The organism is Hydrogenophaga sp. LT287 (genome assembly GCF_055702805.1).
This window is the reverse complement of record NZ_JBVPZC010000003.1, coordinates 68,095-83,784: the sequence shown is the minus strand read 5'-3', so window position 1 is coordinate 83,784 and position 15,690 is coordinate 68,095. Positions and strand designations below refer to the sequence as shown.

Here is a 15,690-nt window from a genome sequence, read left to right as displayed (position 1 = left end):
TGCGCTACAACGATTCGATGCGTTGCAGCCCTTCGAATCGTTTTACCTTACTGAGCGCAAGCGGTGGCGCTTGATCAGCTCCCGCATCTGCGGCCCGGAATAAGCGCCCGCCGGCGCGTCGACGGAGACCATCGCCAGTGTCGCAAGCTGATCGTGTGTCAGGCAAGTAAGAAAGAATCCATGCGGCAAACCATTGCCGGCCCAATCACCCAGGCGAGCGACCAACCGTAGCGCCCACGGGGACCACGCGCTTTTGTTCGTCCGACTGCCCATCGTGGCTATGTCGGCGGCCTCCATTGAAGTGACGGTGCGCGGCAAGCGCTGCGCCACCTCGTCTAACACGACGGGCCATTCCGGTGCTGGGGTTGCGCCGCTGGTGGCGATTACTGCAAAAAAACTGCTTATCTCTTCGCTATCCATGGAGCGACCCTCCCTCTCTCGGTCCGCTGTCAGCGCAATCTCCAGCGCACCCAGTAGCCTGAATGGGTCTGGAAAACCTTCCTCGGTTTCTTTTGGTCGGTCGCTCAAGCCGTAATCCGTCAGCAACTGTTCGCGCTCACGAAAAAGCGCGGCCAGCAGCTTGGCGCTCTTAGAAATTTCCTCGTTCAAGCGGTCCAGGTTGTGCACCGCATCAACAACACGAGAAGGTTTCTTGTTCGCGCCCATCTCCCAGGCCGATTCAATGGCGCACTCAAGAATGCCCTGCCGAACGTATTCAGCCGGTGGGTATAGGTAATTCTGGCGCAGGTGTGCATAGCTCGGGTGGTCCTCTGGGACGTTCCACCTTTCAGGTTTCAGCTCGTCCCAGCGGTGTGTGAAGCGCCCGCTAAATGCCTCCCATTGCTGCAACCTTTCAGGGTTCGGCGCATCGCCTCTGAATGAGTTTTGGGGCTTGAAGTGTGCAATGGCACGCTCTGCCCAATCGGGTAAATTCATCGCGCCCCTTCCAGGTGCGGCCTTCATAAGGTGCCAGCGCCAGGCCGGTGAAGGATTCCGGCTTTTCGCCCTCGGGGATCAGCCAGGGGCTAGACGTGGCAAAACTCTCAACCCTTCTGGACTTGCTGCCCCAGGAACTGAGCGGCCTGAACCCACTCGGGAGGCGCGGCCCCTTGCTTCCGAGCCATGCAAACCAGGGAGTGGGTGGGCGTGTTGGGCTGGGTGCTGTTCGCAATAGCTACAAGCCGGGACAGCCACGGAAGAAAACCAGGCTCACGCACGCACGCTGGCCAGTAGGGGGCATCGTTTGCGCTTTCGGCGTTTCGCATTACACGTTCCCCCACCACGCGGGGCCGTAAACAGTGGTTTTGGCCTCCTTCATGCTGAAGAGATCATCAGCGAGAGCCCATTGAACAACACGGTTCAGATCGTGGATACGCACGGCAACAGACCGCCGGATAAGGCAATTGTCATCGTCCTCGACAAGCGTCCCAAGTATGCGAGTCAACTGCTCGATTTCGTAAGTTGCGTTGGTCAAAAGCTCAACACAAGCGGGCTCTAAAGTGAGCGGTTTCTGGGCGGGTGTGTTTGTGTTTACAGTTGCGTCAGCCATTTTCAAAGCTCCGTTTTGATGGTGGTCAGGCGGGGAGGGTGGTCGTAACACCTGCCCCGCCGCCTTTTTTTTGCCCAGCAAAAACCGCCGCTGGGCTTGGCGGTTTTTATGCGCGGATCGGGATGATCTGGGCACCCGCACGCAGCTTGTCCAGGTAGTCGGCCCAATCCTTCATCATTTGGCGCCGCTGTGCTAGGTAGGTGGTCCGGTCATAGGCCATGCCCAGCGGTCCCGATTTACCGTGTGCCAGCTGTGCCTCGATCACCTCGGGATCGGTCTCCAGGTGCTCACCCAGGATCGTGCGGGCCATCGCCCTGAAGCCGTGAGCCGTCATTTCGCTGTTGGTGTATCCCATTCGCCGGAGCGCTGTGTTCACGGTGTTGTCGCTCATGGGGCGCTCGCCAGTTAGCAGGCTGGGGAACACGTAGCGACCAGCGCCCGACAGAATGTGCATCCGCTTGAGGGATTCGACGGCCTGAGGCGCCAGGGGAACCAGGTGGGGCTTGCCGGTACGTTTTCCTTGAACGGTGCGTTTCATTGAAGCGGCTGGAATGGTCAGCATTCCCCCATCCAGGTCAACCCACGCCCATTCCATCTGTCGAATGTTGCCGGGGCGCTGAAAGAGCAGGGCGCTCAAAACCAGCGCCTCGCGTGTTGTTGGGTGGCCCTGATAGGCATCGATAGCGCGCAACAGTTCGCCAGCTTGCTTGGGCTCCAACACAGCGGCCATGTGTTTGACAATGACAGCCTGCAGAGCTCCACGCAGCGCGTGCGCAGGGTCTTGGGTGCATCGCCCGGTTGCCATGCCGTAGCGGAACACTTGCCCGGCGTACTGGCGCAATGAATGGGCGGTTTCGTTCTTGCCACGGGCTTCCACGCGGCGCAGTGTCTCCAGCAAAAGTGGGGCCGTTATGTCGGCTATCGGGAGCGGCCCGATCCATGGAAAGAGGTTTGTCTCTTGCAGTCGCAACCACTTTGTGAAGTGGGCTTCACTCCATTCCTTGACTTTCAGCGCGTGGAATTCTCTGGCCACCTTCTCGTATGTCGTGCCTGAGTTGACGCGGGCGGTTGCCTTTTCGATCTTGCGGCGCTGTACCGGGTCGTTTCCTTGAGAAAGCAGTTTGCGGGCGTCATCCCGGTTCAGGCGTGCCTCTTTCAGCTTCACAGCGGGATAGCTGCCCAAAGAAAGCCGTTTTTCCTTGGCATCAAACCGATATTTCCAGAACCAGCGCTTTGCGCCGTTGGGCGTCACTTCCAGGTACAGACCACCCGCATCGGTGAGGCGCACCCGTGGCTTGTCGTCAGGACAGGTGGCGGCTTTGCAGGCGATTTCGGTCAACATGGGGGAACAATCCTCTGGAAAATGGGGCAAATTTGCCCTGTTCCCCCAGTTTGTACCCCCAAATTAGCGGCGCTGCAATGGCTGCTTGTGACGCAACTTGACGGCTTGAAGTGCCGTAAGTATTTGATTTTGTTGGATTTTTGGCTGTTTATGACGGCTTATGACGGTCATAAATGGAGCGGGTGAAGGGAATCGAACCCTCGTCAGTTGCTTGGGAAGCAACAGCTCTGCCATTGAGCTACACCCGCGGTGGGCCGAATCATACCCGAGCGCGCTACCGGCCTCTGTGGGTTGCATGCGGTTGCGCGTTGCGTGCGCTCAATGGCTGCCGGCGCAGGCTGCCTACACTTTTTACGAGGCTGGTGGGTGCTGGTGACGGGGTTGGGCTGTGGGCTGCTGTTGAGGTGGCTGCAGACCTGCATCCCCGTTGGCTTGCCCGCCGAATGGTGGCTTTTTTCAATTTCGGGAGTTTTAGATGCAAGGCTTTAAAAAGGTGTGTGCAGGTTCGTTGGTGGTGGTGTTGCTGGCGGGTTGCGCGGCGCCGGCCGCCCAGGAGCAGAGCGGCATGGTGGTGGGCGGCATTTTGGGCGGCCTGCTGGGGGCGCAGGTGGGGCAGGGCTCAGGCCGCACGGCGGCCACTATTGTGGGCACGGTGATTGGTGCCAGCATTGGCGGCAACATCGGGCGGTCGATGGACGCTACCGATCGCCTCAAGACCGCACACGCGCTGGAGACGGTGCGCACCGATGTGCCGTCGAGCTGGGTGAACCCTGACACGCGCAACCAGTATGTGGTGGTGCCCACGCGCACCTACGACACCGCCACCGGCCCTTGCCGCGAATACACGGTGCGGGCGTTGATTGGTGGCAAGACCGAGACGGTGTACGGCACCGCCTGCCGCCAGCCCGATGGCAGCTGGAAAGCGGTGAATTGATGGCGCTTGGCCCTGGTTGGCCGGGCGGCTCGCTCAGGCGGCTTATTCGGGCAGTTTGAACTCGCCCGTTGAGCTGAAACGCAGGCTGCGCCACTGCAGCCCAGACAGTTTGCCGTTGATGGCGTAGGTGATGGGCGAGCGGTCGCCTTGCGCCATGCCCAGGGCTTGGCGCAGCATGGCCAGAGCGGGCACGGTGACGGGCACGGTCAACAGGGCTTCACCAAAGCGCGGCACGGTCCCCCGTGCGTTGCTCACGCCGCTGGCAAACGACTTGCCGCGCACGTCTATTTCCACAAACAGGCCGTCGTAGTCGATGGCGCTGTCGTTGGGGTTGATCACGCGCAGCTTCACCAGCAGGCGTACTTCCATGCCTTGTCCCGCCAGGGGCTCGACGCCCACCACATCGACACGCGGTGGGTCGCCAGGGGCCAGGCTGGCGCAGGCGTTCAGGCTAGCGGCCAGTGCGAGCACCAGCCACGAGCGCCGGCTGTGGGTTGCGCTGGGCAAGCTGTTCATTTCAAGATGTCGCCGAGGCAGAGGTACTTGATCTCCACATAGTCGTCCATGCCGTGGTGCGAACCTTCGCGGCCCAGGCCCGACTGCTTCACGCCGCCAAACGGCACGTGTTCGGTGGCCAAAATACCCACGTTGATGCCGACCATGCCGTATTCCAGTGCTTCGGCCACGCGGTAGATGCGGCCGATGTCGCGGCTGTAAAAGTAGCTGGCCAGGCCAAACTCGGTATTGTTGGCAGCGTCCACGGCTTCTTGCTCGGTCTCGAACTTGAAGATGGGGGCGAACGGGCCAAAGGTTTCTTCCTTGGCGCACAGCATGTCGGCGGTGGCGTCGGCCACCACGGTGGGCTCAAAAAACTGGCCCGCCAGGCGCTTGCCGCCAGCCACCACGCGAGCGCCCTTGGCTACGGCGTCGTCCACATGGCGCTGCACCTTTACCAGCGCGGCTTCTTCAATCAGCGGGCCTTGGTTCACACCGTCTTCAAAGCCGTTGCCGACCTTGGCCGTTTTCACCTTGGCGGCGAACTTGTTGACGAACTCGTCGTACACGCCGCTCTGCACATACAGGCGGTTGGAGCACACGCAGGTTTGGCCGGCGTTGCGGTATTTGCTGGCAAAAGCGCCTTCCACGGCAGAGTCGATGTCGGCGTCGTTGAACACGATAAAGGGCGCGTTGCCGCCGAGTTCCAGCGACATTTTTTTGACCGTGGGCGCGCTTTGTGCCATCAAAATGCGGCCGACTTCGGTGGAGCCGGTGAAGCTGATGTGGCGCACCACGTCGCTGGCGCAAATCACCTTGCCCACGGCAATGGAGTTGTCGGCGTCGGCCGTGATTATGTTGAGTACACCGGCCGGAATGCCGGCGCGAATAGCCAGCTCGGCAGCGGCCAGCGCCGTCAGCGGTGTCAGCTCGGCCGGCTTGATGATGACCGGGCAGCCGGCGGCCAGCGCGGGTGCGACCTTGCGCGTGATCATGGCGAGCGGGAAGTTCCAGGGCGTGATGGCGGCGCACACGCCGATGGGCTGCTTGAGCACCATCAGGCGGCGGTTGTTGTCGAACTGCGGCAGCGTCTCACCGTTGACGCGCTTGGCTTCTTCGGCAAACCACTCGACGAAGCTGGCGCCGTAGGCCACTTCGCCCTTGGCCTCGGGCAGCGGCTTGCCCTGCTCGGCGGTCATGATGCGGCCGAGGTCGTCCTGGTTGGCCATCAGCAGGTCGTACCACTTGCGCAGGATGATGCTGCGCTCTTTGGCGGTTTTGCCCTTCCAGCCGGCCCAGGCGGCGTTGGCCGCGGCAATCGCCTTTTCGGCTTCGGCAGGGCCGAGGTTGGCCACGTCGGCCAGTTTTTGGCCGGTGGCGGGGTCGATCACGTCAAAACGGCTGCTGCCCTTCACCCACTCGCCGTTGATCAGCGCGTCGGTCTTCAGCAGGGTCGGGTCCTTCAGCAGGGCCAGGGGGGAGGTCTTCATGTCCATGGGGTGTCTCCGATTGTTCGGCAAAGGGTGGCGGGCGGTTGGCCTTTCAGTAACCCACAAGCATAGTCTTTTGACGCCCGCCCGCCAGTGCCGCCGGTGACTTGTCCGTGGGTACCAAAGTGGCCGATGCAAGCCAAATGGAGGTCGCCAGAGCCGTGCCTCAGAAGTGTTGGAAAATACAAGGTTTGGCGCAGTGAGCGCCACGCCATCCGTCGCAACTGAAACCCCACAAGGCCACCATGAACAGCCCAGCCTCCGTCGCCGACATCCGCAAGACCTTTCTGGACTTCTTCGCCTCCAAGGGCCACACCGTGGTGGCGTCCAGCCCGCTGGTGCCGGGCAACGACCCCACGCTCATGTTCACCAACTCGGGCATGGTCCAGTTCAAGGACGTGTTCCTGGGCACCGACAAGCGCAATTACGTGCGCGCCGCGTCCGTCCAGGCCTGCCTGCGCGCTGGCGGCAAACACAACGACCTGGAAAACGTGGGCTACACCGCGCGCCACCACACCTTCTTTGAAATGCTGGGCAACTGGTCGTTTGGCGACTATTTCAAGCGCGAATCGCTGAAGTGGGCCTGGGAGCTGCTGACCGAGGTGTACAAGCTGCCCAAGGAAAAACTGCTGGCCACGGTGTACGAAGAGGACGACGAGGCCTACGACATCTGGACCAAGGAAATTGGCCTGCCACCCGAGCGTGTGATCCGCATTGGTGACAACAAGGGTGGCCGCTACAAGAGCGACAACTTCTGGATGATGGCCGACACCGGCCCGTGCGGCCCGTGCAGCGAGATTTTTTACGACCACGGCGACCACATTCCTGGCGGCCCTCCGGGCAGCCCGGACGAAGACGGCGACCGTTTCATCGAAATCTGGAACAACGTGTTCATGCAGTTCAACATGGACGAGACCGGCGCCGTGACGCCGCTGCCCGCGCCTTGCGTGGACACCGGCATGGGCTTGGAGCGCCTGGCTGCCATCCTTCAGCACGTGCACAGCAACTACGAGATCGACATTTTTGAAGCGCTGATCAAAGCCGCCGGCCGCGAGACCGGCACCGCCGACCTCTCGAACCCGTCGCTCAAGGTGATCGCTGACCACATCCGCGCCACGTCGTTCCTGATCAGCGACGGCGTGATTCCGTCGAACGAAGGCCGTGGCTATGTGCAGCGCCGCATCGTGCGCCGTGCCATCCGACACGGCTACAAGCTGGGCCAGAAGACGCCGTTTTTCCACAAGCTGGTGCCCGATCTGGTGGCGGTGATGGGCGAGGCCTACCCGAACATGGCGAATCAGGCGCAGCGCATCACCGAGGTGCTGAAAGCTGAAGAAGAGCGCTTTTACGAAACGCTGGCCAACGGCATGGAAATTTTGGATGCGGCTCTGGCGGGCGACGCCAAAGTGCTGCCGGGCGACGTGGCTTTCAAGCTGCACGACACCTACGGCTTTCCACTCGATTTGTCGGGCGACGTGTGCCGCGAGCGCGGTCTGACGGTGGACGAAGCCGGCTTCCATGCCGCCATGGAAGCGCAGAAGGCCAAGGGCCGTGCGGCGGGCAAGTTCAAGATGGACAAGGCGCTGGAGTACACCGGTGCGGGCAACACCTTCGTGGGCTACGAGAAGCTCGAAGCCCCGGCCAAGGTGGTGGCGCTGTACCTGGACGGCACGCCCGTGGCCGAACTCAAGGCCGGTCAGCAGGGCGTTGTGGTGCTGGACACCACGCCGTTTTACGCCGAGAGCGGCGGCCAGGTGGGCGACGAGGGTGTGATCACCAGCGGCTCTGCCACGTTTGCCGTGGGCGACACGCAGAAGATCAAGTCGGATGTGTTTGGTCACCACGGTGAGATGGCACAGGGCACGCTCGCCGTGGGCGACACGGTGAACGCCAGCGTCAACCTGGCGCAGCGCGCAGCCACCATGCGCAACCACTCGGTGACGCACCTGATGCACAAGGCGCTGCGCGAGGTGCTGGGCACCCATGTGCAGCAAAAGGGCAGTTTGGTGGATGCCGACAAGACGCGTTTTGACTTCACCCACAACGCCCCGGTGACGGACGCGCAGATTCGCGACATCGAGCAGCGCGTGAACGCCGAGATCGTGGCCAACGCGGCCACGCAGGCGCGTGTGATGGACATCGAGTCAGCGCAAAAAACCGGCGCCATGATGCTGTTTGGCGAGAAGTACGGCGAAACCGTTCGCGTGCTTGACATCGGCTCCAGCCGCGAACTGTGCGGCGGCACGCACGTGAGTGCCACGGGTGACATTGGCTTCTTCACCATCACCGCCGAAGGTGGTGTGGCCGCTGGCGTGCGGCGCGTGGAAGCGGTGACGGGCCTGAACGCGCTGAACTATGTGCAAGGCATGGAAGCGACGCTGGGCGGTGTGGCCGGCACGCTCAAGGTCACGCCAGGCGAAGTGCCGGCGCGCGTGGGTGCGCTGCTGGACCAGATGCGCGATCTGGAAAAAGAAATGAACGCGCTCAAGAGCCGTCTGGCTTCTGCCCAGGGCGATGAGCTGGTGAACCAGGCCGTGGACGTCCATGGCATCAAGGTGCTGGCGGCGGTGCTGGCCGGGGCCGACGCCAAGGCCCTGCGCGAAACTATGGACAAGCTGAAAGACAAGCTCAAGTCGGCAGCCATCGTGCTGGCTGCGGTGGACGGTGCCAAAGTGCAGATCGCAGCGGGTGTGACGGCCGACGTGATGGCCAAGGTGAAAGCCGGCGAGCTGGTGAACTTTGTGGCCCAACAGGTGGGCGGCAAAGGTGGCGGCAAGCCCGACATGGCCATGGCCGGCGGCACCGATGCAGCCAATCTGCCCAAGGCGCTGGCTTCTGTGCAGTCCTGGGTGGCTGAGAGGCTGTAACCTCCCCGCGCCGCCTGCGGCGTTACCCCCCCAGGGGGGCGTGCCTGGCGGACCGGCGGTGCCGGATCCGCGGGCACCTGGCATATGCGTTGGCTCGGCTACGGGCTGGGCCAGTGCAGGCTCAGCCCGCTTTCAAACCGCCGCGCCTCGCCAGTCACCGGGTCGGTAAAAGCCATGCCCTTGGCCAGCAGGCGCAGTGGCGCTGAAAAATCTTCCACATCGTCGGGCGCGTGCAGCACGTCCGGGTACAGCTGGTCGCCCACGATGGGCAGACCCAGTGCGTTCATGTGCACCCGCAACTGGTGGCGCTTGCCGCTCACGGGTTTCAGCGCATAGCGCGCCCAGTCACCGCACCGCTCCAGCACATCGATGCCTGTCTCGCTGTTCGATTCGCCGGCCACCTCGTTCATGCGAAAAAAATCGGTCGGATGCTCCACGATGCGGCTGCAGCGCGTGTGCGGCCATGTCAGGGCGTCGGTGGCCGGTGCAATGGCTTCATAGGTTTTGTGCATGGTTCGCCCGCTGAAGAGCGTGTGGTAGGCGCCACGTTCGTCCGGGTTCACCGCAAACAGCACCAGCCCAGCGGTTTCGCGGTCGATGCGGTGCAGCGGTGCCAACTGCGGCAACCCCAGCTTGCGTTGCAGGCGCACCAGCAGGGTTTGCTGCAGAAAGTGCCCGCCTGGTGTCACGGGCAAGAAGTGCGGCTTGTCGGCCACCACCAGATGCGCGTCCTGGTAAATCACCGACGCTTCAAATGGCACGACCACCTCGTCGGGCACGTCGCGGTAGTAAAAAAGCCGCGTGCCGCCCCGGTAGGGCGTATCGGGCGCGATGGGGTGGGCGCTTTCATCCAGCACATCGCCGTTGGCCAGCCGGGCGGCCCATACGGCTCGCCCCACCTTGGGCAGCCGTTGGTCCAGAAAGTCCAGCGTGTTGGCCCAGGGCATTGCCCCCGGTGGCATGGCGGGCAGCGCCACGCAACTGGCCGACACGCCCTGTCGGGCGGGAATCTGCGGGTGGCGGGTGGAGCGTGACATAGGAACGAAGCCGGTAACCGTTGAGAGCGTGTGAAACGTGTGGTGACGCCGTGGCGGGGCAAAACGGGTATTCTCGGCCGCTTCGCGCGGGCAATTGGGCCGGCGCTGCATTGACATGCCGACAGGACCCGCTTTGAAAGCCGCTTTGAAACCAACCGCCACGCCCTGCACCCGATTGTCTGCCCAGCCGCGTCGGGCCTTGGCGCTTGCCGCACTGGTGTTGAGCAGTCTGGCCCTGAGTGGCTGTGCGGTGATCGCGGTGGCCGATCTGGCCGCCTCTGCCGTGGTCGGTGTGGGCGGGTTGGCTGTGGACGCTGCGGTGGGCACCGCCAAGATCGGCGGCAAGGTCATTGGCAAGACCGCCGATGTGGTGCTGGGCAGCGACACACCCGCCGAATGAGTGCCAGCCCCCCGGGGGGCAGCTTCAGACCCGCTTGAACACCAGATCCCACACCCCGTGGCCGAGTTTCAGGCCGCGGTTTTCAAATTTGGTGAGCGGGCGGTAATCGGGCTTGGGCACGTAGCCACCCAACGCCGGGTCGGTGGCGGTGTTTTGCAACAGCGGCTCGGCGCTCAGCACCTCCAGCATTTGCTGGGCATAGGGTTCCCAGTCGGTCGCCAGGTGGATGTAGCCGCCGGGTTTGAGGTGGCGCGCCAGGCGGTTCACAAACGGCGTCTGGATCAGCCGGCGCTTGTTGTGTTTGGTCTTGTGCCAGGGGTCGGGGAAGAACACATGCACCCCGTCCAGGCTGCCTTCGGGCAGCATGTGGTCGAGCACTTCCACCGCGTCGTGGCGGAAGATCCGGATGTTTTCAAGACCGCCTTCACCGCAGAGCTTGAGCAGCGCACCCACGCCGGGTTCGTGTACTTCGCAGCAAATGAAGTTGTCTTGCGGGCGGGCTTGGGCAATCTGCGCCGTGGCGCCGCCCATGCCAAAGCCAATTTCCATCACCACGGGCGCGGTGCGGCCAAAAGCCGCGGCCACGTCCAGCGGGGCGGGCGCGTAGTTCCGCAAAAAGCGTGGGCCGAACTGCTCGTAGGCGCGTTGCTGCCCCGGGCCGGTGCGCCCAGCGCGCAACACGTAGCTTTTGATGACGCGCATGAACGGCACACCTTCGGGCAGGGGCTTCTTCACCTTTGCCGTGGCGGTGTCGGGTGCGGCGGTTTGGGTGTCCGTGTCGCTTGGGCTGGGCTGTGGTTCTGAGGTCATGACTGGGCAGAAAAATCGGGGCTGGGTGGGGTGGCCGATTGTAGGCGCCGGGGTGGGGCGGCTTGGTGGCGGGTGCCCAGTCATCAGCCCCTGGCAGCGCTGCGGTAGGGCCAGGCCTGCTTCCACAGTGCGAGCGCTTCGGACAGGCTCCGGGCGGCCACAGGCAAGGCCAGGCTTGCTGCGGCCTGGTTCAGCGCGGCCAGCGGGTCGCTCAGGTCCAGCGCCTGTGCGCCGTTTTGTTTGCTGAGCTTTTCGCCGTTGGCGCCCAGCACCAGGGGCGTGTGCAGGTGGGCGGGCGTGGGCACGGCCAGCGCCCGCTGCAACAAGATTTGGCGCGGGGTGTTGTGGGCCAGGTCTTCGCCGCGCACCACATGCGTGATGCCCTGCGCGGCGTCGTCCACCACCACGGCAAGCTGGTAGGCCCACAGGCCATCGGCGCGTTTCAGCACAAAGTCGCCGACAGCGGTGGCCACGTTTTGTACTTGGGGGCCCAGTCGCCGGTCGACCCAGCGCACGTCGGCGCGGGCCAGGTCCAGGGCAAAACGCCAGGCACGGGCTGGTTTGCCCTGCAAGCCTCCGCGCTCGGGCCGGCAGGTGCCGGGGTAGACGGCGGCCTGGTGGCGCTCTCGGCTCAGCCCCTGGCTTTGCAAAGCTGCTTCAATGTCTTTGCGCGAACAGCCGCAGGGGTAGGCGTGGCCGCTGGCGATGAGTTGGTCCAACGCCTGTTGGTAGCGTGCGCCGCGTTGCGACTGCCACACCACAGGCTCGTCGCTGACCAGGCCGCACGTGGCGAGCTGCTGCAGGATGCTTTCGCTCGCGCCGGGCACGCAGCGAGGTGTGTCCACGTCTTCGATGCGCACCAGCCAGGTGCCGCCGTGCGCGCGCGCATCCAGCCAGCTGGCGAGGGCCGCCACCAGCGAGCCCGCGTGCAGCGGGCCGGTGGGGGAGGGGGCGAAGCGCCCCCGGTAACAAGTTGATGTCGACAAACCAGGTCTCCGGAGCGCGTGTCTGTGTCAGCGCACGCCGCGGATCGGGCTTCGCCCGGTCGCCAGCGTGGTCCCCCTGGGGGGAAGGCGCGAAGCGACGCAGGGGGGCTACTTCACACCATCGCCAGCGCCAGCTCAAGGCCAGACACAAACGCGTCTTCCACCCGGTGGCCCAGGCACCAGTCTCCGCACAGGCCTATGCCCAGCGCTTTGTCGTAGATGAACGGGCGGCCCAGCGGTTGCTGGGTTTGGGCGAAGCGCCAGCGGTGCACCTCGGCATGGGTGGGTGTGGCGCGAATGCCGGTGATTTCGGCGAAGCCCTTGAGCAGCTTGGCCTTGACGCGCTCGGCGTCGTCTTCCAGGTGTTTGACCGACCAGGCGGGGCTGGCCTGCACGGTCCAGCGCTCAATGGGGCCGCGGCCCGGTTTGCTGCTCTCGCGCGCCAGCCAGCTGATGCGGTGGTGCACGCTGCGGGCGGCATTCCACTGCGGCCCCAGGTGCGGCAGGCCCGGCTGCATGGCGTTGGGGTAGGCCACCATCAGCGTCCAGCAGGGTGCAACCTGCACGGCATCGAGTTCGTGGCGCAGCTCGGGTGAGTGGCCCGAGGCCAGGAGCAGGTCGTGCGTTTGCAGGTGCGGCATGGCCAGCACGATGCGGTCAAAACCGCCGTGCACATGCAGGCCGCCGTCGGTGTCTTCAACGCGCAGCTGCCATTGTTGGGGGTGCAGGGCATCGCGTTCGATGTGGGTCACGCGCGTGCCGGTGAGGGTGCTGGCGGCCAGGTGGCCGTGCAATTCGGGTTGCACCAGTGGCTCGGCCCAGTATTTCACCAGTGCGTTCATGCCGGGCTTGGCCACAAAGTGGGGTTCGGTGGGTGGGGGCGCGCTGGCCAGCACACGGCCTTTGTCGTCGAGCACGCGCACGGTGTTGGCGCTCCAGGGTCGCACCACCGTCTGTGCGGTGAGCAGGGCTTTTGCAAAGCGCTTGTCGCGCACGGTGAAATACTGGGTACCGTGGTCAAAACCGCCAAACTCGGTTTGGCGGGTGGACATGCGTCCGCCCAGTCCGCGGCTCTTTTCAAACAGGGTGACGCGGTGACCCGCCTGCACCAGCGTGCGGGCGCAGGCCACACCCGCCATGCCGGCACCTACCACCGCGAAATGCAGCTGGGCTGGCGCGGATTTTGTGGCCTTATTCGGCGCTGTTTTGCTGGCGGGTTTGCTTTTGGACAAGGCTGGGGCGCGGGTTTTTTTGGCTGTGGTCATGTCTCTTGGCGCGTTGGGTTTTGGGGTGGTCTCGAAGTTGACTGTAGCAGCCTGTTTGCTGCCATGAAGCCGGGTTGCATCAAATCTGGTGGTGGTTGTTGAGCAGGGCGGCCCGGGTGGTGGGGTGTTGCAGCCGCTCCAGCCACCAGCGCAGCGCGCGGCCGGTGTCGCCTGCGGTGCGGGGCTGGCGCCAGGCGTAGGCCAGGTGAATGACGCGGTTGGGCCGCTGCACCGCTTTCACCACCAACCGCCCGGCGTTGATGAACGGCAGCGCGAGCGGCAGCGGCAAAAAGCCCGCGCCCAGGCCGCGCAGTTGCGCTTCCAGTTTGTGCTGCATGGTGGGCACGGTGAGCACGTCCTGGCCGGGCTGCAGGTTGTGCGTGATGCCGCTGCCCCGCTGCGTGCTGTCGGCCACGGCCACCGCGCGGTGCCCGCGCAGCTCCTCGTCGCACAGGGTGTGGCTGGCCTTGGCCAGCGGGTGGTGGGGCGCCACCGCAAACACAAAGTCCAGCGAACCCAGGGGGGCGGTTTGAATGTCGGTCTGGGCCAGCTCGCCGGGCACGCCCAGCGCCAGGTCGGCCTGGCCGCTTTGCAAGGCTTCCAGGGTGCCTGAAAGCGTTTCGGCACGCAGTTTCAGGCGGGTCGGCGCGGCCTCGGCGTAAAAAGCCTCACACAGTTCAAACAGCGTGGCGCGGGCAATGATGGCGTCGGCCGCAATGGTGATTTGCGGTTCCCAGCCGGTGGCCACGCGCTTGACACGTTGGGCCACGGCGTCCAGTTCGTTCAGCAGGTACTGGCCCGAGCGCAGCAACTCGGCCCCCGCGGGCGTGAGCTGGGCGCGGCGCGCGCTGCGGTCAAACAGCAACACGTCCAGCGCGTCTTCAATCTGGCGGATGCGGTAAGTCAGGGCGCTGGGCACCATGCCCAGTTCGCGGGCGGCAGCGGCCATGCTGCCGAGCCGCGCCACGGCCTCCAGCAAGCCCAGGTTTTCGGGCGACAGTGCGGCACGCGGCGTGTGAGAGGCCATGGTGTAAAGCGGTTAAGTGTTCAATTGAATTGAATGATGCCATCAAAACCGTGCAAACCAAACGCCGTGTGCGCTGCCGACAATGAAGGCATTCCGGCGCACAACCCCCGCGGTTGAGGCCCAAACCCGACGAAAAGGACCCTCCGATGATGCAAATTCGACGCTCTGAAGCCCGCGGCTTTGCCGACCACGGTTGGCTCAAAAGCTTTCACTCTTTTTCTTTTGCCGAGTACTTTGACCCGGCCTGGATGGGTTGGGGCAACCTGCGCGTGATCAACGAGGACCGCATTGCGCCAGGCACCGGCTTCGGCACCCACGGCCACCGCGACATGGAAATCATCAGCTATGTGCTGCAGGGCAACTTGGCGCACAAAGACAGCATGGGCAACGTCAAAGGCATCCCGCCGGGCGATGTGCAGCGCATGAGCGCGGGCAGCGGTGTGCGCCACAGCGAGTTCAACCATGCGCCCGACCAGACAACGCACTTTTTGCAGATCTGGATCGAGCCCAACGTGACCGGTATCGACCCCGGCTACGAGCAAAAGAGCTTTGCCGACGACGAAAAACGGGGCCAGCTCCGGTTGGTGGCCTCCAACGGCGGGGCGCAGGGCTCTGTGCACATCAACGCAGATGCGTCGCTGTACGCTGGGCTGCTGGACGGTGCAGAGACCGCAGAACTGAGCCTGAATCCAACGCGCAAGGCCTACGTGCACCTGGTGCGCGGCTCACTGCTGGTCAACGGCGAGCGCCTGCAGGGTGGTGACGCCGCAGTGCTGGGTGGTGAAAGCGTGCTCACCCTGGCTCAGGGAGACGACGCCGAAGTGCTGGTGTTTGACCTGGCCGCCTGATTCTTCCCTTTTCCTCTGTCCATTCCCGCGCCTCGGCGCCTTTACCCAGGAGTTTTCCCAATGACAAAAGTGGTTGTGGTTTTTCATTCCGGCTATGGCCATACCCAGCGCATGGCGCAGTCGGTGGCGGACGGCGCCAACGCCGAGTTGCTGGCGATTGACGCGGACGGCAACCTGCCCGAAGGCGGCTGGGAAGCGCTGAATGCGGCCGACGCGATCATCATGGGCTCGCCCACCTACATGGGCACCGTGAGCTGGCAGTTCAAAAAGTTTGCCGACGCGTCCAGCAAGCCCTGGTTCAGCCAGCAATGGAAAGACAAGGTGTTTGCCGGCTTCACCAACAGCGCCACCATGAACGGCGATAAGCACTCCACGCTGCACTACCTGTTTACCCTGGCCATGCAGCACAGCGGCATTTGGGTGGGCACCGGCCTGATGCCCAGCAACAGCAAAGCTGCCCAGCGCAACGATGTGAACTATGTCGGTTCCTTCACCGGCGCCATGGCCCAAAGCCCCTCAGACGCGGGCGCCAACGAAATGCTGCCCGGCGACCTGGAAACCGCCCGCCTGTTTGGCGAGCGCGTGGCCGCCACCGCAGCCCGGTTCAAAAGCTGATCCGGCCGTGGCGCGGGGCCCGCAT

General features: G+C 63.9%; 14 protein-coding genes and 1 tRNA gene. 5 read left to right on the top strand and 10 right to left on the bottom strand.

Annotation, left to right across the window (positions count from 1 at the left end):
* Positions 1 to 42 precede the first annotated feature (42 nt).
* From AC0GNR_RS03915 to AC0GNR_RS03905, 3 genes are all read right to left on the bottom strand, one after another.
* Entirely contained in the window at positions 43 to 936 is an 894-nt protein-coding gene (locus tag AC0GNR_RS03915; RefSeq protein ID WP_472899696.1) for a hypothetical protein, read from the bottom strand.
* 719 nt (positions 937 to 1,655) lie between these two features.
* The gene (locus AC0GNR_RS03910; protein ID WP_472899695.1) at positions 1,656 to 2,891 is read right to left on the bottom strand and encodes a tyrosine-type recombinase/integrase; all 1,236 of its coding nucleotides are present in this window, start codon (positions 2,889 to 2,891) and stop codon (positions 1,656 to 1,658) included.
* Positions 2,892 to 3,065: 174 nt separating this feature from the next.
* Positions 3,066 to 3,139 (bottom strand) — tRNA-Gly (locus AC0GNR_RS03905).
* Between the two features lie 227 nt (positions 3,140 to 3,366).
* Here AC0GNR_RS03905 and AC0GNR_RS03900 point away from each other — a divergent pair.
* Positions 3,367 to 3,825, top strand: coding sequence for a glycine zipper 2TM domain-containing protein (locus tag AC0GNR_RS03900; RefSeq protein ID WP_472899694.1), 459 nt, complete (start codon positions 3,367 to 3,369; stop codon positions 3,823 to 3,825).
* Positions 3,826 to 3,867: 42 nt separating this feature from the next.
* Here AC0GNR_RS03900 and AC0GNR_RS03895 read toward each other — a convergent pair whose 3' ends face one another.
* Both AC0GNR_RS03895 and AC0GNR_RS03890 read right to left on the bottom strand, forming a co-directional pair.
* Positions 3,868 to 4,341: an LEA/WHy family protein gene (locus AC0GNR_RS03895; protein ID WP_472899693.1), complete on the bottom strand. Its 474-nt coding sequence runs from the start codon at positions 4,339 to 4,341 to the stop codon at positions 3,868 to 3,870.
* The gene (locus AC0GNR_RS03890) at positions 4,338 to 5,816 is read right to left on the bottom strand and encodes an NAD-dependent succinate-semialdehyde dehydrogenase (protein WP_472899692.1); all 1,479 of its coding nucleotides are present in this window, start codon (positions 5,814 to 5,816) and stop codon (positions 4,338 to 4,340) included. The genes AC0GNR_RS03895 and AC0GNR_RS03890 overlap by 4 nt, the downstream gene beginning before the upstream one ends.
* A gap of 239 nt (positions 5,817 to 6,055) precedes the next feature.
* Between AC0GNR_RS03890 and alaS the strand changes: the two genes are divergently transcribed.
* On the top strand, positions 6,056 to 8,677 hold the full coding sequence (gene alaS, locus AC0GNR_RS03885) for an alanine--tRNA ligase (RefSeq protein ID WP_472899691.1): 2,622 nt from the start codon (positions 6,056 to 6,058) through the stop codon (positions 8,675 to 8,677).
* 98 nt (positions 8,678 to 8,775) lie between these two features.
* Here the strand turns inward: alaS and AC0GNR_RS03880 are convergent, their stop codons facing one another.
* Entirely contained in the window at positions 8,776 to 9,714 is a 939-nt protein-coding gene (locus AC0GNR_RS03880; protein ID WP_472899690.1) for a pseudouridine synthase, read from the bottom strand.
* A gap of 145 nt (positions 9,715 to 9,859) precedes the next feature.
* On the opposite strand from AC0GNR_RS03880, the gene AC0GNR_RS03875 reads away from it, so the two are divergent.
* A complete protein-coding gene (locus tag AC0GNR_RS03875) occupies positions 9,860 to 10,114 on the top strand; it encodes a hypothetical protein (RefSeq protein WP_472899689.1) in 255 nt (84 codons plus the stop codon).
* A 24-nt stretch (positions 10,115 to 10,138) separates the two neighbouring features.
* Here AC0GNR_RS03875 and trmB read toward each other — a convergent pair whose 3' ends face one another.
* The 4 genes from trmB to AC0GNR_RS03855 all read right to left on the bottom strand — a co-directional run bounded on the left by trmB (position 10,139) and on the right by AC0GNR_RS03855 (position 14,202).
* Positions 10,139 to 10,924: a tRNA (guanosine(46)-N7)-methyltransferase TrmB gene (gene trmB, locus AC0GNR_RS03870; protein WP_472899688.1), complete on the bottom strand. Its 786-nt coding sequence runs from the start codon at positions 10,922 to 10,924 to the stop codon at positions 10,139 to 10,141.
* An 83-nt stretch (positions 10,925 to 11,007) separates the two neighbouring features.
* A complete protein-coding gene (gene gluQRS / locus AC0GNR_RS03865; protein ID WP_472899687.1) occupies positions 11,008 to 11,910 on the bottom strand; it encodes a tRNA glutamyl-Q(34) synthetase GluQRS in 903 nt (300 codons plus the stop codon).
* 113 nt (positions 11,911 to 12,023) lie between these two features.
* Positions 12,024 to 13,175, bottom strand: coding sequence for an NAD(P)/FAD-dependent oxidoreductase (locus AC0GNR_RS03860; RefSeq protein ID WP_472899686.1), 1,152 nt, complete (start codon positions 13,173 to 13,175; stop codon positions 12,024 to 12,026).
* Positions 13,176 to 13,254: 79 nt separating this feature from the next.
* Positions 13,255 to 14,202, bottom strand: coding sequence for a LysR family transcriptional regulator (locus AC0GNR_RS03855; RefSeq protein WP_472899685.1), 948 nt, complete (start codon positions 14,200 to 14,202; stop codon positions 13,255 to 13,257).
* Positions 14,203 to 14,348: 146 nt separating this feature from the next.
* Between AC0GNR_RS03855 and AC0GNR_RS03850 the strand changes: the two genes are divergently transcribed.
* Positions 14,349 to 15,050: a pirin family protein gene (locus AC0GNR_RS03850; protein WP_472899684.1), complete on the top strand. Its 702-nt coding sequence runs from the start codon at positions 14,349 to 14,351 to the stop codon at positions 15,048 to 15,050.
* Between the two features lie 60 nt (positions 15,051 to 15,110).
* On the top strand, positions 15,111 to 15,665 hold the full coding sequence (locus AC0GNR_RS03845) for a flavodoxin family protein (protein WP_472899683.1): 555 nt from the start codon (positions 15,111 to 15,113) through the stop codon (positions 15,663 to 15,665).
* The last annotated feature ends 25 nt before the right edge of the window (positions 15,666 to 15,690 follow it).